Source organism: Streptomyces sp. AMJ-169, assembly GCF_055597585.1.
Genome location: NZ_JBVLTJ010000012.1, coordinates 156,390 through 178,943, shown reverse-complemented (window position 1 = coordinate 178,943; position 22,554 = coordinate 156,390). Strand labels below are relative to the sequence as shown.

20 protein-coding genes and 1 tRNA gene are annotated in these 22,554 nt (G+C 71.1%); 8 read left to right on the top strand and 13 right to left on the bottom strand.

All coding sequences use genetic code 11. From position 1 onward, the window contains the following. Positions 1 to 234 precede the first annotated feature (234 nt). The gene (locus ACYUD3_RS27920; protein WP_470975399.1) at positions 235 to 1,002 is read left to right on the top strand and encodes a LuxR C-terminal-related transcriptional regulator; all 768 of its coding nucleotides are present in this window, start codon (positions 235 to 237) and stop codon (positions 1,000 to 1,002) included. Between the two features lie 691 nt (positions 1,003 to 1,693). Here the strand turns inward: ACYUD3_RS27920 and ACYUD3_RS27915 are convergent. Further along, positions 1,694 to 2,191, bottom strand: a complete 498-nt coding sequence (locus ACYUD3_RS27915) for a MarR family winged helix-turn-helix transcriptional regulator (protein ID WP_470975396.1) — start codon at positions 2,189 to 2,191, stop codon at positions 1,694 to 1,696. An 88-nt stretch (positions 2,192 to 2,279) separates the two neighbouring features. Here ACYUD3_RS27915 and ACYUD3_RS27910 point away from each other — a divergent pair, with 88 nt between their 5' ends. After that, positions 2,280 to 3,074 (top strand): trans-aconitate 2-methyltransferase, encoded by a 795-nt coding sequence (locus ACYUD3_RS27910; protein ID WP_470975392.1) that lies wholly within the window; start codon positions 2,280 to 2,282, stop codon positions 3,072 to 3,074. 4 nt (positions 3,075 to 3,078) lie between these two features. On the opposite strand, the gene ACYUD3_RS27905 is transcribed toward ACYUD3_RS27910, so the two are convergent. The 4 genes from ACYUD3_RS27905 to ACYUD3_RS27890 form a co-directional block, all read right to left on the bottom strand. Next, positions 3,079 to 3,330, bottom strand: a complete 252-nt coding sequence (locus ACYUD3_RS27905) for a type II toxin-antitoxin system RelE family toxin (RefSeq protein WP_470975389.1) — start codon at positions 3,328 to 3,330, stop codon at positions 3,079 to 3,081. Beyond that, positions 3,327 to 3,581 carry a type II toxin-antitoxin system Phd/YefM family antitoxin gene (locus tag ACYUD3_RS27900; RefSeq protein ID WP_470975386.1) on the bottom strand — a complete coding sequence of 85 codons (255 nt, stop codon included), beginning with the start codon at positions 3,579 to 3,581 and terminating at the stop codon, positions 3,327 to 3,329. Before ACYUD3_RS27900 ends, ACYUD3_RS27905 begins: the two co-directional genes overlap by 4 nt. 104 nt (positions 3,582 to 3,685) lie before the next feature. Then, positions 3,686 to 4,363, bottom strand: coding sequence for a TetR family transcriptional regulator (locus ACYUD3_RS27895; RefSeq protein WP_470975383.1), 678 nt, complete (start codon positions 4,361 to 4,363; stop codon positions 3,686 to 3,688). After that, complete coding sequence (locus tag ACYUD3_RS27890) at positions 4,360 to 5,376, bottom strand: acyl-CoA desaturase (protein ID WP_470975380.1); 1,017 nt, start codon at positions 5,374 to 5,376, stop codon at positions 4,360 to 4,362. The genes ACYUD3_RS27895 and ACYUD3_RS27890 overlap by 4 nt, the downstream gene beginning before the upstream one ends. A gap of 287 nt (positions 5,377 to 5,663) precedes the next feature. On the opposite strand from ACYUD3_RS27890, the gene ppc reads away from it, so the two are divergent. Next, positions 5,664 to 8,396: a phosphoenolpyruvate carboxylase gene (gene ppc / locus ACYUD3_RS27885; protein WP_470975379.1), complete on the top strand. Its 2,733-nt coding sequence runs from the start codon at positions 5,664 to 5,666 to the stop codon at positions 8,394 to 8,396. Between the two features lie 90 nt (positions 8,397 to 8,486). Here ppc and ACYUD3_RS27880 read toward each other — a convergent pair whose 3' ends face one another. Further along, positions 8,487 to 8,996 carry a hypothetical protein gene (locus ACYUD3_RS27880; protein WP_470975377.1) on the bottom strand — a complete coding sequence of 170 codons (510 nt, stop codon included), beginning with the start codon at positions 8,994 to 8,996 and terminating at the stop codon, positions 8,487 to 8,489. Between the two features lie 132 nt (positions 8,997 to 9,128). Here ACYUD3_RS27880 and ACYUD3_RS27875 point away from each other — a divergent pair, with 132 nt between their 5' ends. Together ACYUD3_RS27875 and ACYUD3_RS27870 are read left to right on the top strand one after the other, a co-directional pair. Continuing rightward, complete coding sequence (locus ACYUD3_RS27875) at positions 9,129 to 9,983, top strand: helix-turn-helix domain-containing protein (protein WP_470975375.1); 855 nt, start codon at positions 9,129 to 9,131, stop codon at positions 9,981 to 9,983. Continuing rightward, positions 9,980 to 10,195, top strand: a complete 216-nt coding sequence (locus ACYUD3_RS27870) for a DUF397 domain-containing protein (RefSeq protein WP_470975372.1) — start codon at positions 9,980 to 9,982, stop codon at positions 10,193 to 10,195. The genes ACYUD3_RS27875 and ACYUD3_RS27870 overlap by 4 nt, the downstream gene beginning before the upstream one ends. On the opposite strand, the gene pth is transcribed toward ACYUD3_RS27870, so the two are convergent. From pth to ACYUD3_RS27845, 5 genes are all read right to left on the bottom strand, one after another. Next, entirely contained in the window at positions 10,183 to 10,782 is a 600-nt protein-coding gene (pth, locus tag ACYUD3_RS27865; RefSeq protein ID WP_470975369.1) for an aminoacyl-tRNA hydrolase, read from the bottom strand. The genes ACYUD3_RS27870 and pth overlap by 13 nt on opposite strands. Positions 10,783 to 10,929: 147 nt before the next feature. Continuing rightward, complete coding sequence (locus ACYUD3_RS27860; protein ID WP_470975366.1) at positions 10,930 to 11,514, bottom strand: 50S ribosomal protein L25/general stress protein Ctc; 585 nt, start codon at positions 11,512 to 11,514, stop codon at positions 10,930 to 10,932. 207 nt (positions 11,515 to 11,721) lie between these two features. Further along, the gene (locus tag ACYUD3_RS27855; protein ID WP_470975364.1) at positions 11,722 to 12,702 is read right to left on the bottom strand and encodes a ribose-phosphate diphosphokinase; all 981 of its coding nucleotides are present in this window, start codon (positions 12,700 to 12,702) and stop codon (positions 11,722 to 11,724) included. 106 nt (positions 12,703 to 12,808) lie between these two features. After that, on the bottom strand, positions 12,809 to 14,260 hold the full coding sequence (gene glmU, locus ACYUD3_RS27850; protein ID WP_470975361.1) for a bifunctional UDP-N-acetylglucosamine diphosphorylase/glucosamine-1-phosphate N-acetyltransferase GlmU: 1,452 nt from the start codon (positions 14,258 to 14,260) through the stop codon (positions 12,809 to 12,811). 118 nt (positions 14,261 to 14,378) lie between these two features. Beyond that, positions 14,379 to 14,450: transfer RNA gene (locus tag ACYUD3_RS27845), tRNA-Gln, on the bottom strand. Between the two features lie 196 nt (positions 14,451 to 14,646). Between ACYUD3_RS27845 and ACYUD3_RS27840 the strand changes: the two genes are divergently transcribed. Further along, a complete protein-coding gene (locus tag ACYUD3_RS27840; RefSeq protein ID WP_470975358.1) occupies positions 14,647 to 15,909 on the top strand; it encodes a sensor histidine kinase in 1,263 nt (420 codons plus the stop codon). A 168-nt stretch (positions 15,910 to 16,077) separates the two neighbouring features. Here the strand turns inward: ACYUD3_RS27840 and ACYUD3_RS27835 are convergent, their stop codons facing one another. Together ACYUD3_RS27835 and ACYUD3_RS27830 are read right to left on the bottom strand one after the other, a co-directional pair. Next, entirely contained in the window at positions 16,078 to 16,575 is a 498-nt protein-coding gene (locus ACYUD3_RS27835) for an SUKH-3 domain-containing protein (RefSeq protein WP_470975355.1), read from the bottom strand. A gap of 267 nt (positions 16,576 to 16,842) precedes the next feature. Continuing rightward, positions 16,843 to 17,448: a YwqJ-related putative deaminase gene (locus ACYUD3_RS27830; RefSeq protein WP_470975352.1), complete on the bottom strand. Its 606-nt coding sequence runs from the start codon at positions 17,446 to 17,448 to the stop codon at positions 16,843 to 16,845. A 332-nt stretch (positions 17,449 to 17,780) separates the two neighbouring features. Here ACYUD3_RS27830 and ACYUD3_RS27825 point away from each other — a divergent pair, with 332 nt between their 5' ends. Next, positions 17,781 to 18,764, top strand: coding sequence for an SMI1/KNR4 family protein (locus ACYUD3_RS27825; protein ID WP_470975350.1), 984 nt, complete (start codon positions 17,781 to 17,783; stop codon positions 18,762 to 18,764). A 7-nt stretch (positions 18,765 to 18,771) separates the two neighbouring features. After that, positions 18,772 to 22,398 carry an SUKH-4 family immunity protein gene (locus tag ACYUD3_RS27820; RefSeq protein ID WP_470975347.1) on the top strand — a complete coding sequence of 1,209 codons (3,627 nt, stop codon included), beginning with the start codon at positions 18,772 to 18,774 and terminating at the stop codon, positions 22,396 to 22,398. Positions 22,399 to 22,554: the final 156 nt, after the last annotated feature.

Genomic DNA, 22,554 nt, shown 5'->3' with positions numbered 1-22,554 from the left:
TCCCTGCTCCCGGGCCTAGGCTGTGAACTGACGTCGGCGGGGGGCCGATGTCTGTTCAGGGGGCGAGACAGTCGGGTACGACGCTCGTGATGGGGGTGGCAGTACGCGTACGGCGGCGGCCGTGCGGCATCCGCATCCCGGGGCGTCGTACCCGCAGCCGTCCGTTCACCGGTTCTCCGGTCCGTCCGGGGTGTCCCCTGCTTCCGTCTAGGAGCTGAAGGGGAAGGGGGTTTCGTGGTTCGTATCCGAGTCCTGGTCGTCGACGATCACCGTATCTTCGCCGAGTCGCTGGCCGCGGCGCTGGCGGCCGAGCCTGATGTGGAGGTCTCCGCGGCGGGGAGCGGTCCCGCCGCGCTGCGCAGTCTTGAGCGGGCCGCCGCCGAGGGGCGGCGGTTCGATGTCCTGCTGGTCGACGCCGACTTGGGGGCCGGCGTTCCTGGGCTGCGGGCCGCTCCGCCGCTCCAGGAGGCGGGGGAGGACGGGCAGGTGGACGGCATCTCCCTTGTGGCGGGGGTGCGTTCGGCCCAGGCGTACGTGCGGACGGTGGTCCTCGCCGAGAAGGACGATCCTCGGCGGGCGGCGCTTGCTCTTCAGGCCGGGGCGTCGGGGTGGGTGGCCAAGGACTGTTCGCTGTCGCGGTTGTTGACGGTGATTCGTGGGGTGCTGCGGGACGAGACGCATCTGCCGCCGGCTCTTCTCACCGGGGTGCTGCGGGAGTTGACGGCGGCGCGCAAGCATCGGACCGAGAGCGAGCGGTTGGTGGAGTCGCTGACGCCTCGGGAGCGGGAGGTGTTGCGGTGCATGGTCGCGGGGCTGGGGCGGAAGGCGGTGGCTGAGCGGTTGTTCTTGTCGCCGCATACTGTGCGGACGCATATGCAGAATGTGCTGGGGAAGTTGGGGGTGCATTCGACGCTGGCGGCGGTCGCGTTGGCCCGGCGGGCGGGGGTGGGGCCGGTGGATCTGGCGGTGGCTGTGGCGGAGAGGGGTGGGCGGTTGGCGTAGGGGGGTGCCGTCCGGCGGCTGAGCGGGGGGTACTGAAGGGGGGTTGGGGGTGCTTCTTCGGCTTTCCGCCGGTGGGGGTGCTTGTGGCTCGGCCGGTGGGTGGTCGCCTGCGGTTCGGTTGTGGGTCGGTGCCGCGCCGGGGGGTGTCCGTCCTCGGTCCGGCGGGTCTGCTTCTCATGCCTGCACCGGAGTTGACGCCGGACGCTGCGGGCGGACACCCCCCGCCACGTCCCCTTCCCGCCGTGGGCGGCTGCCTGTCGGCGGGGGTTCCGTCAACACCTGCCCGCCGTACGTGGTTCCCCGCCCTTGGCCCTTCCAGCCTGTAGGCCCTCCGGCCTGCGGCCTCAGCTCTCGCCCCGTCAGCCCCGGCCTCGCCTCGGCTCCTCAGCCCCTCGCCTTCGGCCTCAGCTCCTCGCCCTTAGCCCTGGCCTCTCAGCCCTCGACCTCGGCCTTCGCGGCTCCTCGCCCTCGGCCCTCAAGCCTCAGCCCCTCGGCCCTCGATGCCCCAGCCCCTCGGCTCTCAAGCCCCAGCCCCTCGGCTCTCAAGCCCCAGCCCCTCAGCCCTCGGCCCCTCAGCCGCAGCCCCTCGCCCTCGGCCCTCCGGGCTGTAGCCCTCGGCTCCTCAGTCCGCGCCCTCAGCCCGCGCCCCGTCAGCCCCGCCCCTCATCCCCCCCACCCCTCAACCGATGCGTCAACCCGGGATATTGTCGAACGGGGCCGTCAACTGCCTCAGCAACGCTGCCAGTTCGGCCCTCTGATGGCCCGACAGCTCCGCCAGGATGGCTCGTTCCTGGGTGAGTAGGCCTGCCAAGGCCTGGTCTGCTCGGTCTTGGCCCTCTGGGGTGAGGCGGACCAGGACTCCTCGGCGGTCGGTGGGGTCGGGGAGGCGTTCCACCAGGCCCTTTTTGGTCAGGCGGTCGATGCGGTTGGTCATCGTGCCGGAGGTGACCAGCGTTTGGGTCAGGAGTTGGCCGGGAGAGAGTTGGTAGGGGGCGCCTGCGCGGCGTAGCGCGGTCAGGACGTCGAACTCCCAGGGCTCCAAGTGATGCTCGGCGAAGGCCAGCCGGCGGGCCCGGTCCAGATGGCGGGCCAGTCTGCTGACGCGGCTCAGCACTTCCAGCGGCTCCACGTCGAGGTCCGGGCGCTCCCGACGCCATGCCGCGACCAGCCGATCGACCTCGTCCTCCATGCGGATCAGTGTAGTGGTTGTGTCGACGTGAAGTCTCTTGATGTCGAGTCTCTTGACATCGAGAGACCGACTCTTGGAGGCTGGGAGCATGACGAACCCCTCCTGGGACCCGGCCCAGTACCTCCGTCACGCGGACCACCGCTCCCGCCCCTTCACGGACCTCCTGTCGAGAGTGCCCGCCCTCCCCGCCCCGACCCCCCGCATCGCGGACCTCGGCTGCGGCCCCGGCAACGTCACGAGACTCCTCGCGGACCGCTGGCCGCAGGCGCGGATCACGGGGTACGACAACTCGCCGCGGATGCTGGCGGAGGCGGAGAGGTACGCGACGGAGAGGCTGGACTTCGCGCCTGCCGACCTGACGACCTGGACCCCGGACGAGGAGTACGACCTCCTGATCTCCAACGCGGCCCTGCAATGGGTCCCGGGGCATGTGAGGAGGTTCCCGGCCTGGCTGGCGTCCCTGAGACCCGGCGGCACCTTCGCCTTCCAGATCCCGTACAACCTCGACGCCCCCCACCACACCCTGATGCGTGAACTGGCGTCGGCGCCCCGCTGGAGACACCGGCTGGCGGACGTCCTGCGGGGCGAGAACTCGGTGGAACTCCCGGAGACCTACCTGAGGATCCTGGCGGGAGAAGACCTGACCCCCGACATCTGGACGACGACCTACCTCCACACCCTCCAGGGCGAAGACCCGGTCCTGGACTGGGTCAAGGGCACAGCCCTACGCCCGGCCCTGGACGCCCTGACCGACGACCCAGAGGCCCAGGAGACATTCGTCAACGAATACCGGGGTCTGCTCAGAAAGGCGTACCCGAGAGAGCCGTACGGAACGGTCTTCCCGTTCCGCAGGCTGTTCGCGGTGGCTACGAAGGGGGCGTGAAGGGCTATGTCGTGCGGCCCAGGTGGGTGATGAGGACGCGAATCACTTCGTCGTCGATGAAGTAGAGGACGCGGTAGTCGCCCATGCGCATACGGCGGATGTCGGGCGAGCCGTATGCGTACGAGCCGGTCGGCCGAGGGTTGTCGGCCAGCTTGTCGATGGTGTCCAGGAGTAACGCCAGGCCGTTCGGGTCTTCTTCGAGGAATCGAGCGGCAGCGTTCAGGGCGTGCGGCTCGAAGATGATCTCGTAGGTCACTTCTGTTCGAGCCCCAGTCGCTTGCGTACCTCTGCCATCGGGATGCCCGGCTCAAGAGTCCCCTCGGCCTTGCGCCGCTGGAAGTCGGCGAGAGCCAGCGAGTCTTCCAGATCCTCTATCACCTGCGGAGAGACGAGCAGCGCCGCCACATGCCCGTGGTCGGTGAGAGCGATGGTCTCGCGGTTGTGGGCCGCGCGGCGGACCAGGTCACCGAGCTGGCCGCGGGCTGCGCTGATCGTGATTTCGGTCATGAGGGCATGATGACACAAGGTTAACGTTTCGCCTTATTGGTTACGCACCTTCGTGTGAATCTTGTCCCCGAGGCGAGTGACCGAACCCCCACCGGCTGACGGAATCAGTTCTTCCGCCGCCCTATCAGATGCGGCTTGGCCTCCATCCCGTCCAGCCCGTGCCACGCCAGATTCACCAGATGCGCCGCCACCTCCGCCTTCCGCGGGCGGCGTACATCCAGCCACCACTGCCCCGTCAGCGCGACCATCCCCACCAGCGCCTGCGCGTACAGCGGCGCCAGCTTCGGGTCGAAACCCCTGCTCTTGAACTCGCGGCCCAGAATGTCCTCCACCTGGGTCGCGATGTCCGAGATCAGGGAGGCGAAGGAGCCCGTGGACTGGGGGATGGGGGAGTCGCGGACGAGGATGCGGAAGCCGTCCGTGTACTCCTCGATGTAGTCCAGCAACGCGAACGCCGCTTGCTCGCACAGCTCCCTGGGATGCCCTGCCGTCAGAGAACTCGTGACCATGTCCAGCAGCCGCCGCATCTCGCGGTCCACCACCACCGCGTACAACCCCTCTTTGCCCCCGAAGTGCTCGTACACGACCGGCTTGGAGACGCCCGCCTTGGCGGCGATCTCCTCCACCGACGTCGCCTCGAAACCCTTCGCGGCGAACAAGGTGCGGCCGATCTCCAGCAGCTGCTGGCGGCGCTCCGCACCGGTCATGCGGGTACGGCGTGCCCGCCGGGGCTTCTCGTTGCTCGCGGTGCTGCTGGGATCGATGGCCACGCCGTCCATCATGCCGGTTCGGCCGCCGCCTTCCCCTGCCGGGAGCGCCCCTCGCCCCCGTTACGGCGCGAATCGATACGCGAGCGTGACGGCCAGCGCACATCCGTCGCCCAGCCCGCCAGCTCGAACCAGCGGATCAGCCGCGCCGAGGAGTCGATCTGGCCGCGCTCCACACCGTGCCGCGCGGAGGTCGGGTCGGCGTGGTGGAGGTTGTGCCAGGACTCGCCGCAGGACAGGACCGCCAGCCACCAGACGTTGCCCGAGCGGTCCCGGGACTTGAAGGGGCGCTTGCCGACCGCGTGGCAGATCGAGTTGATCGACCAGGTGACGTGGTGCAGCAGGGACACCCGGACCAGCGAACCCCAGAAAAACGCGGTGAACGCGCCCCACCAGGACATCGTCACCAGCCCGCCCACCAGCGGCGGGATCGCCAGCGACAGCAGCGTCCACAGCACGAACTGACGCGAGATCGTCCGGATCGCACCGTCCTTGATCAGATCCGGCGCGTACTTCTCCTGCGGCGTCTGCTCCTCGTCGAACAGCCAGCCGATGTGCGCCCACCACAGGCCCTTCAGCAGCGCGGGGATCGTCTCGCCGAACCGCCAGGGCGAGTGGGGGTCGCCGTCCGCGTCGGAGAACTTGTGGTGCTTGCGGTGGTCCGCCACCCAGCGCACCAGCGGGCCCTGCACCGCCATCGAACCCGCGACGGCCAGCGCGATCCGCAGCGGGCGCTTCGCCTTGAAGGAGCCGTGCGTGAAGTAGCGGTGGAAACCGATCGTGATGCCGTGGCAGGTCAGGAAGTACATCCCGGTCATCAGCCCGAGATCCAGCCAGCTCACCCCCCAGCCCCAGGCCAGCGGGACCGCCGCGAGCACGGCGAGGAACGGGACGATGATGAAGATCAGCAGCGCGATCTGCTCGATCGAGCGCTTCTGCTCCCCGCCCAGCGTCGCCGACTGCGGCGGCGCGTCAGGGGAGTGCGCCCCCTTCGGGGCGTCGTCGATCACATCGGAGCTTGTGGCCATGGGGCGTCCCCTGTGGGGTCGGAGATGGGAGAGAGATACCGGGCCGCGGTTTCCTACGGTTGCGTAACCTACGGCGTCGTAAGTATGGCAGTGCATCGCGGAGCGGCAAGAGCCCGACCGACTGCGCGCCGCGCCGGGCACCTATCCTTGGGTTCGGTCGGACAGCGCGGTCCGCTCTGTTTTCTTCCCTGATGTCCGGCCCGTATGCGAAAGTCTCCGCGTACCCGCCTGACCTCCGGGTTTCTCCAGATGCCAGACGAGCTTCACCACTGCAAGGAGCCGCACCTGTGAGCAGTGCCGACGACCAGAGCACGACGACCTCCGCCGAGCTGCGCGCCGACATCCGCCGGCTGGGTGATCTCCTGGGCGAGACCCTCGTCCGCCAGGAGGGCCCCGAACTGCTCGAACTGGTCGAGAGGGTCCGCCGCCTCACCCGCGAGGACGGCGAGGCCGCCGCCGAGCTGCTGCGCGGCACCGAGCTGGAGACCGCCGCCAAGCTCGTCCGCGCCTTCTCCACGTACTTCCACCTCGCCAACGTCACCGAGCAGGTGCACCGCGGCCGTGAGCTGCGCGCCCGCCGCGCCGCCGAGGGCGGCCTGCTCGCCCGCACCGCCGACCGGCTCAAGGACGCCGACCCCGAGCACGTCCGCGAGAGCGTGCGGAATCTGAATGTGCGGCCCGTGTTCACCGCCCATCCGACCGAGGCCGCCCGGCGTTCCGTCCTGAACAAGCTCCGGCGCATCGCCGCCCTCCTGGAGACCCCGGTCATCGAGTCCGACCGGCGCCGCTACGACACCCGCCTCGCCGAGAACATCGACCTCGTGTGGCAGACCGATGAACTGCGGGTGGTCCGCCCCGAGCCGGCCGATGAAGCCCGCAACGCGATCTACTACCTCGACGAGCTGCACGCCGGCGCCGTCGGCGACGTCCTCGAAGACCTCACCGCCGAGCTGGAGCGCGTCGGCGTCGAGCTGCCCGAGGAGACCCGGCCGCTCACCTTCGGCACCTGGATCGGCGGCGACCGCGACGGCAACCCCAACGTCACCCCCCAGGTCACCTGGGACGTCCTGATCCTCCAGCACGAGCACGGCATCAACGACGCCCTGGAGACCATCGACGAGCTGCGCGGCTTCCTCTCCAACTCCATCCGCTACACCGGCGCCACGCAGGAACTTCTGGACTCGCTGGCCCTGGACCTGGAGCGGCTGCCCGAGATCAGCCCCCGCTACAAGCGGCTCAACGCCGAGGAGCCCTACCGGCTCAAGGCCACCTGCATCCGCCAGAAGCTGGAGAACACCAAGACCCGCCTCGCCAAGGGCATCCCGCACGAAGAGGGCCGCGACTACCTCGGCACCAGCGAACTCCTCTTTGACCTCACCCTCATCCAGACCTCCCTGCGCGCCCACCGCGGCGGCCTCTTCGCCGACGGCCGCATGAACCGCACGATAAGGACCCTCGCGGCCTTCGGCCTCCAGCTCGCCACCATGGACGTCCGCGAACACGCCGACGCCCACCACCACGCCCTCGGCCAGCTCTTCGACCGGCTCGGCGAGGAGTCCTGGCGCTACACCGACATGCCGCGCGAATACCGTACGAAGCTCCTCGCGAAGGAACTCCGCTCGCGCCGCCCGCTCGCCGGCACCCCCGCCCCCGTCGACGCCGCCGGCGCCAAGACGCTCGGCGTGTTCCAGACCGTCAAGCGGGCCCTGGAGGTCTTCGGACCCGAGGTCGTCGAGTCGTACATCATCTCCATGTGCCAGGGCGCCGACGACGTCTTCGCCGCCGCCGTCCTCGCCCGCGAGGCCGGACTCGTCGACCTGCACGCCGGCTGGGCCAAGATCGGCATCGTCCCGCTCCTGGAGACCACCGACGAGCTGAAGGCCGCCGACACCATCCTCGAGGAGATGCTGTCCGACCCGTCCTACCGGCGGTTCGTGGCCCTGCGCGGCGATGTGCAGGAGGTCATGCTCGGCTACTCCGACTCCTCCAAGTTCGGCGGCATCACCACCTCCCAGTGGGAGATCCACCGCGCCCAGCGCCGGCTGCGCGACGTCGCCCACCGCTACGGCGTACGCCTGCGCCTCTTCCACGGCCGCGGCGGCACCGTCGGCCGCGGCGGCGGCCCCTCGCACGACGCGATCCTCGCCCAGCCCTGGGGCACCCTGGAGGGCGAGATCAAGGTCACCGAGCAGGGCGAGGTCATCTCCGACAAGTACCTCATCCCGTCGCTGGCCAGGGAGAACCTGGAACTCACGGTCGCCGCGACCCTCCAGGCCTCCGCCCTGCACACCGCGCCCCGCCAGTCCGACGAGGCGCTGGCCCGCTGGGACGCGGCGATGGACGTCGTCAGCGACGCCGCCCACACCGCCTACCGCCGGCTCGTCGAGGACCCCGACCTCCCCGCGTACTTCTTCGCCTCCACCCCCGTCGACCAGCTCGCCGAACTCCACCTCGGCTCCCGTCCCTCCCGCCGGCCCGACTCCGGCGCCGGGCTCGACGGGCTGCGCGCCATCCCGTGGGTGTTCGGCTGGACCCAGTCCCGCCAGATCGTCCCCGGCTGGTTCGGCGTCGGCTCCGGCCTCAAGGCGCTGCGCGAGGCCGGGCTCGACAGCGTCCTGGACGAGATGCACGGGCAGTGGCACTTCTTCCAGAACTTCATCTCCAACGTCGAGATGACCCTGGCCAAGACCGATCTGCGGATCGCCGCGCACTACGTCGACACCCTCGTCCCGGACAACCTCCGGCACGTCTTCGACCGCATCCGCGCCGAGCACGAACTCACCGTCGCCGAGGTCCTGAAGATCACCGGCGAGGGTGAACTCCTCGACGCCACCCCGGTGTTGAAGCAGACCTTCTCGATCCGGGACGCCTACCTCGACCCGATCTCCTACCTCCAGGTGACCCTCCTGAAGCGGCAGCGCGACGCGGCGGCGGCCGGCACCGAGCCCGACCCGGTGCTGTCCCGGGCACTGCTGCTCACCGTCAACGGAGTCGCGGCGGGGCTGCGCAACACCGGCTGAGCCAGCGGGAGTTGACGGTCGGTCAAGTCATAGGGGGCGTCCAGGAGTTGGGCGCCCCCTACGTCGTGGAAAGCCGCGGCGGCGCTTCGTCTATACGGCGAGGAAAGCCGCCGTCACCAACGCCACCCCCGCCCCCGCGAACACCCACCCCAGCCGCGTACTGCGCAGCCCGCCCGCCGCCACCGCCGACGCCAGCAGCAGCGCCCCGCCGAACGGGACCCAGGCGTACAGCACACCGGCCGGGCCCGAGCGGACGACCTCGTCGGAGCCGGGCTTCACCACCACCGCGTACGTCCGCCCCTCCTCGACCGCGATCGGCTCGGCGATGACGACGCTCTCGCGGGCGGTCGCCCCGGTCGAGACCGGCGTGAAGGACCCCGTGCAGGACTCCTCGCCGCAGCGCGCGACGGTCACCGTCCCCTGCTCCCTGCCCTGCGTCAGCATCACGTGCTGCGCGGTCCCCCAGGACGCCCACACCCCCGCGACCAGGATCAGCAGCATGACCAGCCCCATCCCCCCGAGCCGCCCGGCACGCAGCGCGGCCGACGGGGTACGACGGGGCTTGCCCTTCCGGCGGGACCGGGCACGGGAGGCTGGCATGGCGGGGATCATTGGCCATGCCTGCGCGGTCCGTCAATGGGGGAGTTGAGTCTCCTGATTCCCGCTCACGGAGCGGCATCACGGCGCTACCTTCGGTAGAAGACGACTGCCGACAAAAGGAGCGTGACCGACATGACCAAGCCCACCGCCAAGGGCGAGGGCGTACCGGGGTTCGACCCGTACGCGTCGCCGAGGGTCTTCTACGGCGCCGAACTCCGCCGCGAGCGGGAGAAAGCGGGGTACTCGCAGGAGCAGCTGGCGGCGCTGGTCTTCTGCTCCGGCGCGTACATCGGCCTGTTCGAGTCCGCGCTCCGGCTGCCGCAGGTCGACCTGTCCATCCAGTTCGACCGGATCTTCGGCACCGGAAAGCACTTCGAGCGGCTCTGTCACCTGGCCCGCAAGACCGGGTACGCGGAGTACTTCGTGGACGCGGCGGAGCTGGAGAAGCGGGCGCGGACGATCAGCGAGTACGCGCTGATGGTGGTGCCGGGGCTGTTGCAGACGGAGGAATACACGAGGGCCCTGTCGCGCGCCACCTTGCCGTTCGCTCCGGCGGACGAGATCGAGGGACACGTCTCCAAGAGGCTGGCGCGCGCGAAGCTGCTCGACTCGGCGGAAGCCCCCGAGCTGTGGGTGGTGGTCCACGAGGCGATGCTCAGGACGCCGATCGGCGGACCGGCGGTCATGGCCGCGCAGTTGGCGCATCTGGCGGAGATGGGAGACAGCCACCCCCAAGTCTTGGTGCAGGTCCTGCCTTTCACGGAAGGGGCCTACGCGCTCAACCACGGAATGTTCAGTCTCATGACCTTCGCCGACGCGCCTCCCGTGGTGTACACGGAGAGCGCGCACAGCGGTCAACTCCTTGAAGAACCAAGGTTGGTGGCCAGGTACCAGAGGTCATACGATCTGGTCAGGGCCGCCGCTCTGTCGCCGTCGGCGTCCCTGGCCCTGATCGCATCGGCGGCGGAGGACTACACACGACTATGAGCACTACACCCGACCTGACCGCCGCCGCCTGGCGCAAGTCGTCGTACAGCAATGGCGAGGGCGGGTCCTGCGTCGAGGTCGCCGACGGTTTCCCCGGCGTCGTCCCCGTCCGTGACAGCAAGACCCCCGAGCGCGGCGCCCTCACGGTCCCGCACACCGGATGGTCCGCGTTCGTCGGCGCGGTGAAGGGCGGGACGCTTCAGGAGTTGTAGGACTGCTGCGCCCGCTCCAGCCCCTCGGTCACCAGTGCCTCGACGGCGTCGGCGGTGCGGTCCACGAAGTAGTCCAGCTCCTTGCGTTCGGCCGAGGAGAAGTCCTTCAGCACGAAGTCGGCGACCTGCATCCGGCCCGGGGGCCGGCCGATGCCGAACCGGACCCGGTGGTAGTCGGCCCCCATCGCCTTCGTCATCGACTTCAGCCCGTTGTGCCCGTTGTCCCCGCCGCCCAGCTTGAGCCGCAGCACGCCGTAGTCGATGTCCAGCTCGTCATGGACGGCCACGATGTGGGCGACCGGCACCTTGTAGAAGTCCCGCAGCGCGTTCACGGGGCCGCCGGAGAGGTTCATGTACGACGTCGGCTTTGCCAGCACCACCCGCCGCGAAGCGGGCCCCGGCGCCCCGATCCGCCCCTCGACGACCTGCGCCTGAGCCTTCCCGGCCCGCTTGAACCGGCCCCCCATCCGCCGCGCGAGCAGATCGGCCACCATGAACCCGACGTTGTGCCGGTTCATGTCGTACTCGGGTCCCGGATTACCGAGCCCGACGACGAGCCAGGGGTCGGTGGGGGAGGGGGTGGTCATGAGAGGGGTCTCCTTGGGGGATGTGCGAAGGCCGCCGCCTCCGGAGGGAGACGACGGCCCACACTGGCAGCCAGCGGCTCCGGGCGCCCGTCAAGCAGAGGCCCAGAGCAACTCACGCCTGTCGGCTTACTCGCCGAAGGCCTGGGCTCAGGCCTCGGCGGCCTCGTCGGAGGAAGCCTCGGCCTCTTCGGCCTGCGCGGCCAGAACCTGGAGGACGACCGCGTCGGCGTCGATGGCCAGCGTCGTGCCGGCCGGCAGCTTGATGTCCTTGGCGTGGATGGAGGCACCGGCCTCCAGGCCCTCGACGGAGACGGTGACGGCCTCGGGGATGTGCGTGGCCTCGGCCTCGACGGTCAGCGTGTTCAGGACGTGCTCCAGCAGGTTCCCGCCGGCCGCCAGCTCACCCTCGGCGTGCACGGGCACCTCGACGGTGACCTTCTCGCCGCGCTTGACCAGCAGCAGGTCGACGTGCTCGAGGAAGCCCTTGATCGCGTCGCGCTGAACGGCCTTCGGGATCGCCAGCTCGTTGCCCTTGCCGTCGATGTCCAGGGAGATCAGGACGTTCGGGGTACGCAGGGCGAGCAGCAGCTCGTGACCCGGGAGGGTGAGGTGCTGGGGCTCGGTGCCGTGCCCGTACAGGACGACCGGAACCTGGTTGGCACGGCGGATGCGGCGGGCGGCGCCCTTGCCGAACTCGGTGCGGGGGCTGGCGGCGAGCTTGACCTCGGACATGGGGATCAACTCCTCGTAGAGATAGGTGGCGGAAGCTGGTCACCCGGCCATGTACAACGGCCTGCTACGAAGAGCGCGTCGATAACGGATCACCGGCCCCCGTAAAAGCGGGACGGCCTCCCTCGCCGAGCAACTTTCGTAGCTTACCCGGCGGGGAGGCCGTACCCAAAAGGATCATCCACGCCCGTCACCGAGCGTGCAGAAACCTCACTGCTCGTCGAAGAGGCTCGTCACCGAACCGTCCTCGAACACCTCACGCACCGCGCTCGCGATGGTCGGCGCGATCGACAGGACCGTCAGCTTGTCGAGATCGGCCGACAGCTCGCCCGGGGTGGGGAGGGTGTTGGTGAACACGAACTCGCTGACCCGGGAGTTCTTCAGCCGGTCCGCGGCCGGGCCGGACAGGACACCGTGGGTGGCGGTGACGATGACGTCCTCCGCACCGTGCGCGAACAGCGCGTCCGCGGCGGCGCAGATCGTACCGCCGGTGTCGATCATGTCGTCGACGAGGACACAGACCCGGCCCTCGACCTCACCCACGACCTCGTGGACGGTGACCTGGTTCGCCACGTCCTTGTCACGGCGCTTGTGGACGATCGCCAGCGGCGCCCCCAGCCGGTCGCACCAGCGGTCGGCGACCCGGACACGGCCGGCGTCGGGGGAGACGACCGTCAGCTTGTTGCGGTCCACCTTCGCGCCCACGTAGTCCGCGAGCAGCGGGAGGGCGAAGAGGTGGTCGACGGGGCCGTCGAAGAAGCCCTGGATCTGGTCGGTGTGCAGATCGACCGTCAGGATGCGGTCGGCGCCCGCCGTCTTCATCAGGTCCGCGATCAGGCGGGCCGAGATGGGCTCGCGGCCGCGGTGCTTCTTGTCCTGGCGGGCGTAGCCGTAGAACGGCACGATCACCGTGATCGACCGCGCCGAAGCCCGCTTCAGCGCGTCGATCATGATCAGCTGTTCCATGATCCACTGGTTGATCGGGGCGGTGTGGCTCTGGATCACGAAGCAGTCCGCACCACGCGCCGACTCCTCGTAGCGGATGTAGATCTCGCCGTTGGCGAAGTCGAACGCCCGGGTCGGCACGACCCCGACGCCCAGCTGGTAGGCGATCTCCTCGGCAAGCTCGGGGTGGGCGCGGCCGGAGAAGAACATCATCTTCTTCTCGCCGGTCGTCTTGATCCCGGTCACAGCACTGTCTCCTCAGAGGTGTCAGCCGGTGGGGTGCGGGTGTGCACTTGGGCCGAATGGCGTCGGCTCTATCACGGTACGCCCTGTTCAGCGCACCCGTTTTCGGTCAGCTAGCGCCGTCTCCCGCGGGGGAGGCGGCCTCGGCGGCCCGCGCGGCGGCGCTTCCGGGCCGCTTGCGGGCCACCCAGCCCTCGATATTCCGCTGCTGGCCACGGGCCACGGCCAGCGAACCGGGCGGTACGTCCTTGGTGATGACGGAGCCGGCGGCGGTGTACGCGCCGTCCCCGATGGTGACGGGTGCCACAAACATGTTGTCCGAACCCGTCTTGCAGTGCGAGCCCACGGTCGTGTGGTGCTTGTTCTCGCCGTCGTAGTTCACGAACACGCTCGCGGCACCGATGTTGGTGTGCTCCCCGATCGTCGCGTCCCCCACATAGGACAGATGCGGCACCTTCGTGCCCTCCCCGATCGAGGAGTTCTTCGTCTCGACGTACGTCCCGATCTTCGCCTTCGCCCCCAGCCGCGTCCCCGGCCGCAGATAGGCGTACGGCCCCACGTTCGCGCCCTCACCGATCCGCGCGGAGTCGGAGACGGTGTTGTCGACCCGGGCGCCCGCGCCGACATGCGTGTCCTTGAGGCGGGTGTTGGGCCCGACCTCCGCGCCCTCCCCGATGTGCGTGGCGCCCAGCAGCTGCGTGCCCGGGTGGACGAGGGCGTCCTGCCCGAAGGTGACGGTCACGTCGACCCACGTCGTCGCCGGGTCCACGACGGTGACCCCGTCCAGCATCGCCCGCGTCAGCAGCCGGTCGTTGAGGATCCGGCGCGCCTCGGCCAGCTGTACGCGGTTGTTGATCCCGGCGATCTCCCGGTGGTCCCCGGCGACGGACGCCCCGACCCGGTGCCCCGCCTCGCGCAGGATGCCGAGGACATCGGTCAGATACTCCTCGCCCTGGCTGTTGTCCGTGCGCACCTTCTTCAGCGCCTCGGCGAGCAGCTGCCCGTCGAACGCGAACACCCCGGAGTTGATCTCACGGATCGCGCGCTGGGCGTCGGAGGCGTCCTTGTGCTCGACGATCGCGGTGACGGCGCCCTGGTCATCCCGCACGATCCGCCCGTACCCGGTCGCGTCCGGCACCTCGGCGGTCAGCACGGTGACGGCGTTCCCGTCGGTGTGATGGGTCGCGGCGAGGGCGGAGAGGGTGGCTCCGGAGAGGAGGGGGGTGTCGCCGCAGACGACCACGACGGTCCCCTCGACGCTCCCGCCCAGCTCCTCCAGCGCGATGCGGACGGCGTGGCCGGTGCCGTTCTGCTGCTCCTGGACGACGGTGCGGACGCCGGTGTCGGCCTCCGCCTCGGCGAGGTGCGCGCGGACCTTCTCCCGGGCGTGCCCCACGACGACGATCAGCTCTCGCGGGCTCAACTCCCCCGCGGCGGCCAGGACATGGCCGACCAGGCTGCGACCGCAGAGCTCGTGCAGGACCTTCGGTGTGGCCGACTTCATACGGGTGCCCTCACCCGCTGCGAGTACGACGACGGCGGCCGGGCGGATGGCGCTCACGGAGTGGCCCTTCGGGTGGGGTGAGGTGGGGACATCCGAAGGATACCGGGGGGTTTCTTTGGGGACATGAGAGCGGGCCCTGACGGGGCTGTGCCGGTCAGGGCCCGAACGTGGTGTGCTCCCCCGCCAGGACTCGAACCCGGACAGATGGCACCAAAAGCCACAGTGCTGCCAATTACACCACAGGGGATCAAACCCGGCTAAACGGACAGTTGTCCAAGTGGCCGAGCGGCTCTCAATACTATGCCGTACCAAGAGCCTTCGACGCGACGGTACAGATCCACTCCCTTCTTCCGGCGGTCATTCCCGGGCCCGGCGGGAGAGGGCCGGGGCGGCGTGAGGAAACTCGCCCGGTGTGGGGTGGGGGGCGCCCGTAGGGTGGGGGTATGACCAGGACGGGGGAAGAGGGCGTCGGCGGGCGGGGAGGGCTGTGGTGGTGGCCTCGGCGGCGTAGCGCTGTGTTCGATGTGGGGCTCGGGGTGTTGTCGGGCCTTGAATGCGGGGTCGAGGGGGTGCCGTTCGCCCGGGACGCCGGGATTCCCGTCGTCGCCGGGGTGGTGTTCGGGGTGCTCGCCGGGGTCGTGCTCGTCGTACGGCGGAAGTGGCCGATTCCTGTCGTGCTCGTCGCCATCGCGATCACGCCGGCCCAGATGGGGTTCCTCATGGGGATCGCCGGGCTTTACACCCTCGCCGCCTCCGAGGTGCCGCGGCGGATCATCGGGGCGCTCGCCGGGATGTCGTTCCTGGGGACGCTGGTGGTGGCGTTCGTGCGGTTGAAGCAGGGGGTCGTCGGGCGGGGGGACTTCACGCTCGGGGACTGGTTCATCCCGTTCGCCTCCATCGCGACCTCGCTGGGGATCACGGCGCCTCCCGTACTGCTCGGGCTGTATGTCGGGGCGCGGCGGCGGCTCATGGAGTCGTTGCGGGAGCGGGCGGACTCGCTGGAGCGGGAGTTGCAGTTGCTGGCGGAGCGGGCGGAGGAGCGGGCGGAGTGGGCGCGTAATGAGGAGCGGACGCGGATCGCTCGGGAGATGCATGATGTCGTCGCGCATCGGGTGAGTCTGATGGTCGTCCATGCGGCCGCGTTGCAGGCCGTCGCGCGTAAGGATCCTGAGAAGGCGGTGCGCAACGCCGTGCTGGTGGGGGACATGGGGCGGCAGGCGTTGACGGAGTTGCGGGAGATGCTCGGGGTGTTGCGGAGTGGGGGTTCGCCGCCGGTGGCGGTTTCCGCGGCGGTCGTGGTTTCTGAGGAGGGGGAGGGGCCGTGTCTTGCGGAGGTGGAGGAGTTGGTGGGGCAGTCGGCTGCTGCCGGGATGGTGGTGGAGCTGAGGGTGGAGGGGGAGGTGCGGGGGTATGCGGCGGAGGTCGAGCAGACTGCTTATCGGGTGGTGCAGGAGGCGTTGACCAACGTGCATAAGCATGCGGCGGGGGCGAAGACGTATGTGCGGCTCGCGCATCGGGGGGGTGAGATCGCGATGCAGGTCGAGAATGAGGCGGCGCCTGAGGCGGTGGTTTCGGCTCGGTTGCCTTCGGGGGGGAATGGGTTGGTGGGGATGAAGGAGAGGGTGGTGGCGTTGGGGGGTGTGTTTGTTTCCGGGGCTACTGAGGCGGGGGGGTTTCGGGTTTCTGCTGTGATTCCGGTGGGGTGAGGGGGGCGGAGGCTGGGGTGGGGGGTTCTGGGGGGTGCCGGGTGCGGCGCCGTTGGGGCTTGTCGCGCCCACGCGGCGGAGCCGCAAATTGGTACAGCCCCGCGCCCCTGAACCTCGTTGCAGTGCCGGCGTTTTCAAGAGAGGCCCGGCTTCCGCCGAGAGCCTCCCCTACCCCTCCATCACCAACCTCCTCGGCGCCGCCCCCGCTATCAACGTCCCCAGTGCCACATCGATGCTCGCCCCCACGTACCAGTCCCCCGTGTGATCCAGCGCGTACACCCTCCCCTCCGCGTCGATCGCCAGCAGGGAGTGGGTTTCCGGTTCCGCCCCCAGGGGGCTGAGGTCCGTTTCCAAAGCTCTGCCCAAATCTCCTAGCGTGCGGGCGAGATGGAGGCCGTGCAGGGGGTCCAGGTGGAAGGTCACCGGGGCGATCTGGCGGCCGGGGCCCGGCGGGGTGATGTGGAGGCCGCCGAATTCCGCCCACGCCTCCACCGCCGCGGGGAAGACCGCGTGGCGGTGGCCGGCGGGGGAGGTGTGGTCGCGGAGGGCGTCGGCCCAGAACTCCGCCTGCTTGATGTCCCAGCGCCCCGGCTGCCAGCCGGCCGCGCGCAGGGCGGTGTCGACGGGGGCGGGGAAGCGGGTGGTGGTGCGGTCGGTGTGCTGCATCTGCCGTTCGTTCGTGCGTAGTTCGTGGCGGGCGAGGAGGGGCGGTCGGTGGGGCTGGGTGGTGCGGGGCCGGCCGAGGGGGCGGTCGGGGTCGGTCCGGGGGGCGGGGCGGCTTCTCCGGCCCGGCCGCCCGCAGGCGGTGGCCGCCCTCTTCCGGGTCCCGGTCCTGCTCCCGCAAGTCCCGCTCTGCCTGGGAGAGTTCGGAGGTCTCCGCCTCCGGCCGGACCCTGCCCCGGCACCCGCAGCTTTCCCTCCGCCGCCGGACGGCTACTCCTCGCTCTCCACCACCCGGATCCCGAAATGTGAACTCAGCGCCGTGCACGCCCGGCAGGGGGCCGCGAAGGTGCCGTGGAGGGGGTCGCCGTCCTCTCGGATGCGGCGGGCCGTGAGTTTTGCCTGTTTGAGGGCTTTGCGTGCCTCGCCGTTGGTCATGGGTTTACGGGCCGCGCGCTTGCTGCGGGCGGCGTCTGCGGCCGTGAGGTGGCGGGAGATGAGCAGGGCCTCGGCGCAGCGGCCGGTGAAGCGGTCGCGGCGGTCGCTCGGGAGGGAGTCCAGGAAGTCCTGGACGAGGTGGTGGAGTTGAGGGGGGTGGTCGCCGCGGGCGGCCGTGCCCGTGAGGGTCGCTCCGCGTACCGACAGGGCCGCGGCGACCGTCGGGAGTATGCCGTCACGGCGGTGGCGCAGGGCCGGGACCAGCGGCGCGTCCTGGGCGGACCAGCCGATACGCGGGTCACCCCGGCCGGCGTCGCCCACCCCGCGGGGGTCGCCGTGGCCTGTGCCATCCGCTCTACGGGGGCTGGACTGGGGGGCGTTCGGCAGTCTGTGGAGTGTGCCGCGGTCCGTGCCGTGCGGCCCTGTCTGCGTCGCGTTCATGATCGTTTTCCCTCCCCAGGGATTCCCCCCGGAGGACACAGAGTGCCAAACCGCGTGGCCTGTGCGGAAGCTGGGGCCGCGCGACACGCCCGGTTCCCGGCGCGCTGTCACGGCTTCGTGACGGCTGGTCACGGCGTGGGGAGGGGCGGGCGGAGGGCCGGTGACCCCTCTTGTCGTACCGCATAGGCTGTCCGCACCGCGGGTCGTGTGCATGCTCGCGGGACACAGATCGGGTGCGGGGCCGGGTGCCCCGTACGGAGTTCGGATACGAGGCCGCGCGCCCCGCTACGAGGCGGCGGGCCCCGTACAGAGTGCCGCAGGGGGCAACCGCCATGACGACAGGTCGGCTCGGGCAGGCCGTGCCGCCGAACGCGGCTTACGCCGGGCAGGTCGTGCACTTCCCGGATCCGGTCCGGGCGGCCCGGCATCCCAGAGGGGTGCGGGTCGACGAGCGCGGCTACCCCGACTTCGCGCCGTACGCGCGGGCGGCGGCGGAGATCGCCGAGCCGCCCGAGGGCTTCGGCGTGGACGAACTGCGGCTGACGGACTACGTGTCGGCGAACAAGGCGCTGGCGGCGTCCGGGCACGAGCTGTGGGACACGGTCGCGGACGTGGCCACCCCGCACGGCTGGACCTGGCACCACGTGGCCGGCACCCGCCGCCTTGAGCTGGTCCCCGTCGAGGTGAAGGCGCTGCTGCGGCACCACGGCGGGATAGCCACCGCCCGCGTCGACCACGCCAAGCGCGGCACCCGCCCGCTCCAGGAGACCCGGCCCGCGCACTTCCGGCTGCCCAAGTCCGGTGTCGCCGTGACCGAGTCGCAGGTCCAGGGGGTCGAGGAGGACCTCGGCTACCGCCTCCCGGGCGCCTACCGCTCCTTCCTGAAGGCGGCGGGCGGCTGCGCCCCGGTGGCCGTCGCGCTGGACGCGGAACTCGGGCTCCTCGTCGACCAGCCGTTCTTCACGGTCCGCGACGAGGCCGCGATGAACGACCTCGTGTACGTCAACAAATGCCTGCGCGACCACCTCACGAAGGACTACCTGGGCGTCGGCTTCGTCCAGGGCGGCCTGCTGGCGGTCCGCGTGCGCGGCGAGCGGACCGGTTCGGTGTGGTTCTGCGCGTACGACGACGTCCGCGACGCCGATCCGGCCCTGCCGCCCGCCGAGCGGACCGCGCGGCTGCTGGTGCCGTGCGGCGACGACTTCGACGCGTTCCTGTCCCGGCTGGCCGGTGATCCGCCGGAGCTGGTGACCGTGGCCGATCTGATGGTCGACGGCGGCTTCGCCCGTGCCGTCCCTACCGCTTCGGGGGAGTGATCCGACGATGGTGACATTCGCGCAGGCGCAGGAGCGTGCCGAGGAGTGGGTGAACGGGGAGCTGCCCGGTTATCAGCACCGTGAGGTGCGGGTCCGGGAGTTCGACCTGGGTTTCGTGGTCTGGGCCGAGGACCGCGCGGACGGTCCCCGCTCGGACGGCGGCGCGCAGCGGCTGGTCCTCGCGAAGGACAGCGGCGAGGCGACGCTGTGGCCGTCCTTGCCGGTGGGGGAGGTCATCCGGCGGTACGAGGAGCTGTACGGCCGCGAGCAGACCCCCGCGGCGCCGGCTCCCGCGGCCCGGGTGGACCTCAACCAGACGTCGTTCCTGCTGACTCCGCCGGAGTGGTTGCAGGAGGCGGCGGACAAGTTGGGGGTTGGGGAGCGGGGGGGTTCGGGTGGTTCGCGGGGGGACGGTACGAGGGGTTCGGGGGCCGGGGTTCCGGGCGGCTCCGGGGCTGCTGGGGTGAGTGGTCCGGGGGCCGGGGTTCCGGGGGGCTCTCGGGGGTCGAGGGCTGGGGTTGTTGGTGGCGCTGGGGTTGCTGGAGGGGCGGCTGGTGCTGGAGCTGTGGCCGGGGCTGGAGGGGGCTTGGGCGTGGGCTCGGGTTCGGGTTCGGGTTCGGGCCCGGGTTCTTCGGGTGGCGGTTTCCGGCCGGGCTCGGATCCTTTCGGCGCCGGGGGTCCGTCCGGGGCCGGGGCTTCGGGGACTTCCGGGGCTTCCGGGGCTTCGGGGGCGGCTGCTCCTGGCTCTCCGGCTGCTCCTGTCGGTGCGACGCCCTGGGCCGGTACCGACACCAACGCCGATGAGGGCGACGACCGTTCGGTCCCGTTGCCCGCGACTGTGTTCGCGCCGCCGCTGAGCGGGGTGGACGAGGAGCGGGGGCGGGGGGCTGGGGTGAGCGCTGAGGCGAGGACTGAGCTGATCGCTGGGGGGAGCCAGTTGCCGCGTACGACTGTGGCGCCGGCGATGGATGCGGCGGGGGTGGTGAGGCCGGGTGGGGGGGCTGCGCCGGGGGTTGTTGCTTCGGGCGGTCCTTCTACGCCGGGGGCGTCTGCTTCGGGCGGTCCTGCCACGCCGGGGGCGTCTGCTTCGGGGGTGCCTGCGGCGGGGTCGACTCCTGCGCCGGGCGCGCCTGTCTCGTACGGCTCCCCGCAGGGTTCGGCTGCGCCGGGTACGGCAGCTCCGGGTGCCACCCCTCCGGGGGCGCCCGCGCCGGGGTCGACTCCCGCGCCGGGTGCGCCCACTTCGTACGGCTACCCGCAGGGGGCCGCCGTGCCGGGCACGCCTACCCCGGGGGTCACCCCTCCAGGGGCGCCCGCTCCGGGGTCGACTCCCGCTCCGGGTACGCCTACTTCGTACGGCTACCCCCAAGGTTCCGCCGCCCCCGGCACGCCCCCTCCGGGCTCGCCCGCCGTCTCCAGTACGCCTCCTTCCGGCTATCCCCAGCCCCCCGCCGGGCAGCCCGCCGCTCCCACGCAGGTCGCGGACATCTCGGACGCGGCGACCAGCAAGGCGCCGCCGCCGCGCCGGGGCGGGTCCACTCCGCCTCCGCCCGCGCCGCCCGGAGTACCAGGAGCCGGTGCCGCCGGGACCGGCGGGGCTTATGTACCCACGCAGTTGGTGTCCTCACTGGGTCCGGACGGGCCCGGCGGACCGGGGGCACCTCAGCCGCCCGGGGCTCCTGGGGCACGCGGCGCTTCCGGCATGCCTGGAGCATCCGGCGTCTCTGGCGCTCCCGGTACACCCGGGGCACCGGGGGTTTCCGGCGCATCCGGCGGACCTGGAGTGGCCGGGGTGCCTGGCGCAACTGGCGTGCCTGGAGCACCCGGTGGACCCGGCTCTCCCGGTGGACCCGGCTCTCCCGGTGGACCCGGCTCTCCCGGCGTCCCTGGAGCCTCTGGCGCTCCCGGAACTTCCGGTGCATCTGGTGCACTCGGCTCTTCCGGCGCCCCTGGAACTTCTGGCACTCCCGGCGCCCCCGGGGTTCCCGGCGTACCTGGCGCTCCCGGCGCCCCCGGGGTTCCCGGCGTACCTGGCGCTCCCGGCGCCCCCGGGGTTCCCGGCGTCCCTGGCGCGCCCGGGGTCCTTGGTGCCCCCGGCACTCCTGGCGCGCCCGGTGTTCCCGGCGTAACTGGCGCTCCTGGCGGACCCGGTGTCCCCGGCGCAGCCGGAGTTCCTGGCGGACCCGGTGTCCCTGGCGCAGCCGGCGCTCCTAGCGGGCCCGGCACTCCTGGCGTACCCGGCGCTCCCAGCGGACCCGGCGCCCCCACCCCACCCGCCGGTGCCACCCCCCCTCCCCCCTCCGCCCCCGCCGGCATGCACCAAGCCGCGACCATGCTGGCCTCCCCCTCCACCGGCGGCCCCGGCATGCCCCCGCCCCCGCCAGGTGCCCCCGGGGTACCCGGCGCCGCAGGCCGCCAGGCCACCTCACCTCCCCCGGGAGCGCCCGCCGCCCCCGGTATGCCCCCCGCCGCCCCCGCCTTCCCGGGCGCCCCCGGCATGCCTCCGGGAGCCCCCGTAGGGGCCCCCGGCGCAGCCGCTCCAGGCGCCCACGGCGCTCCCGGCCTCGGCATTCCTGGTGCCCCTGGCCTCGGTGCTCCCGGCGCCCCCGGCCTCGGCACCCCCTCCACCCCCACCTACGGCTACCCCAACCCCACCCCCCACCCCACCGTCGGCCCCGGCTACCAAGCCGTCCTCCGGTACCGCGCCCAAGACGGCTCCGAGCAGCAGCTCATTCGGCGGAGTGCCCCGGGCACACCCCACCCGGAGTGGCAGATTTTTCACGAGCTGCGGGCTATGAACGTTCCGCAGGATCAAGTGCTGGAGCTGCACACGGAGTTGGAGTCGTGTGAGCTGCCGGGGGCGTACTGTGCGCGGATGATCCGGGAGCAGTGGCCGCAGGCGCGGATCGCGAGTATCGCGCCGTACGGGACGGATCACCCGAGCCGGCAGCAGGGGATGCAGCAACTCCTGGCGCACCAGGGGGAGTTGCATCAGGTTGCTGATGGGCCCAAGCGGCCCGCGCCGGTGCGGGCGCCGTTGCCGCCGGTGCAGCAGGTGCCGGGGGTGCCGCCGGAGGTCATAGGGCAGGAACTGGCCGCCGCGTTCGGACCGGGGGTGTTCCGGTTCGAGCAGACGGCGGTGGCCCGGCAGGGGGTGCCGCCGATCGTGGCGCACACCCTCGTCGTCGCGGGACTGCCCGCCGACATGGGGCCGTTCTTCTGGGCGCAGGCCCAGCCGGGGCGGCCGGTGCCGACGCTGGCGGAGCTGGCGCAGGAGCGGGGGGTGCAGGCGGCGCCGGACGCGGGGTCGTACCTCGTCATGGGCAGCGACTTCGGCAAGGCGGTCTGTGTGCAGTACGGCACCGCCAACATCGTCGCCGTCCCCGTCGAGGCCGGGCCCGGCGGGACGCCTGTGCCGCCGCAGTTCGTCAACACGGGGCTGCCCGAATTCGCGCGCTGTCTCGCCCTGTTGGGGCGGATGTGGCGGCTGCGGTACGGGCTGAACCCGGAGCAGGCGGGGCGCTGGACCGTCGACTTCCAGGCGCAGCTCGCCTCGCTGGACCCGGCGGCGCTGGGGTCGCCGGACAGCTGGTGGTCGGTGCTGCTGGAGCAGATGTGGGACGGGTTGTTGTAAGCCGTCCTTCTCGGTGAGGGGCCGGGCGGGTTCATTCGTGAACCCGCCCGGCCCTTTTCGTATTCTCTGCGTTACTTTTGACGGAGTGTCACGTTTCACTCTTTTCATCCCAAGACGTCAAGATATGCGGAAAATCGTTCGGACGTCGTGGGGAGT

Bases quoted from the DNA above. Each gene is read 5' to 3' on its own strand.
- ACYUD3_RS27875 (WP_470975375.1), top strand. From the start codon at position 9,129: ATGACCAAGCCCACCGCCAAGGGCGAGGGCGTACCGGGGTTCGACCCG.
- ACYUD3_RS27835 (WP_470975355.1), bottom strand. From the start codon at position 16,575: ATGCAGCACACCGACCGCACCACCACCCGCTTCCCCGCCCCCGTCGAC.
- ACYUD3_RS27840 (WP_470975358.1), top strand. From the start codon at position 14,647: ATGACCAGGACGGGGGAAGAGGGCGTCGGCGGGCGGGGAGGGCTGTGG.
- ACYUD3_RS27870 (WP_470975372.1), top strand. From the start codon at position 9,980: ATGAGCACTACACCCGACCTGACCGCCGCCGCCTGGCGCAAGTCGTCG.
- ACYUD3_RS27890 (WP_470975380.1), bottom strand. From the start codon at position 5,376: ATGGCCACAAGCTCCGATGTGATCGACGACGCCCCGAAGGGGGCGCAC.
- pth (WP_470975369.1), bottom strand. From the start codon at position 10,782: ATGACCACCCCCTCCCCCACCGACCCCTGGCTCGTCGTCGGGCTCGGT.
- ACYUD3_RS27900 (WP_470975386.1), bottom strand. From the start codon at position 3,581: ATGACCGAAATCACGATCAGCGCAGCCCGCGGCCAGCTCGGTGACCTG.
- ACYUD3_RS27910 (WP_470975392.1), top strand. From the start codon at position 2,280: ATGACGAACCCCTCCTGGGACCCGGCCCAGTACCTCCGTCACGCGGAC.
- ACYUD3_RS27825 (WP_470975350.1), top strand. From the start codon at position 17,781: ATGACGACAGGTCGGCTCGGGCAGGCCGTGCCGCCGAACGCGGCTTAC.
- ACYUD3_RS27830 (WP_470975352.1), bottom strand. From the start codon at position 17,448: ATGAACGCGACGCAGACAGGGCCGCACGGCACGGACCGCGGCACACTC.
- ACYUD3_RS27895 (WP_470975383.1), bottom strand. From the start codon at position 4,363: ATGATGGACGGCGTGGCCATCGATCCCAGCAGCACCGCGAGCAACGAG.
- ACYUD3_RS27820 (WP_470975347.1), top strand. From the start codon at position 18,772: ATGGTGACATTCGCGCAGGCGCAGGAGCGTGCCGAGGAGTGGGTGAAC.
- ACYUD3_RS27860 (WP_470975366.1), bottom strand. From the start codon at position 11,514: ATGTCCGAGGTCAAGCTCGCCGCCAGCCCCCGCACCGAGTTCGGCAAG.
- ACYUD3_RS27915 (WP_470975396.1), bottom strand. From the start codon at position 2,191: ATGGAGGACGAGGTCGATCGGCTGGTCGCGGCATGGCGTCGGGAGCGC.
- ACYUD3_RS27880 (WP_470975377.1), bottom strand. From the start codon at position 8,996: ATGCCAGCCTCCCGTGCCCGGTCCCGCCGGAAGGGCAAGCCCCGTCGT.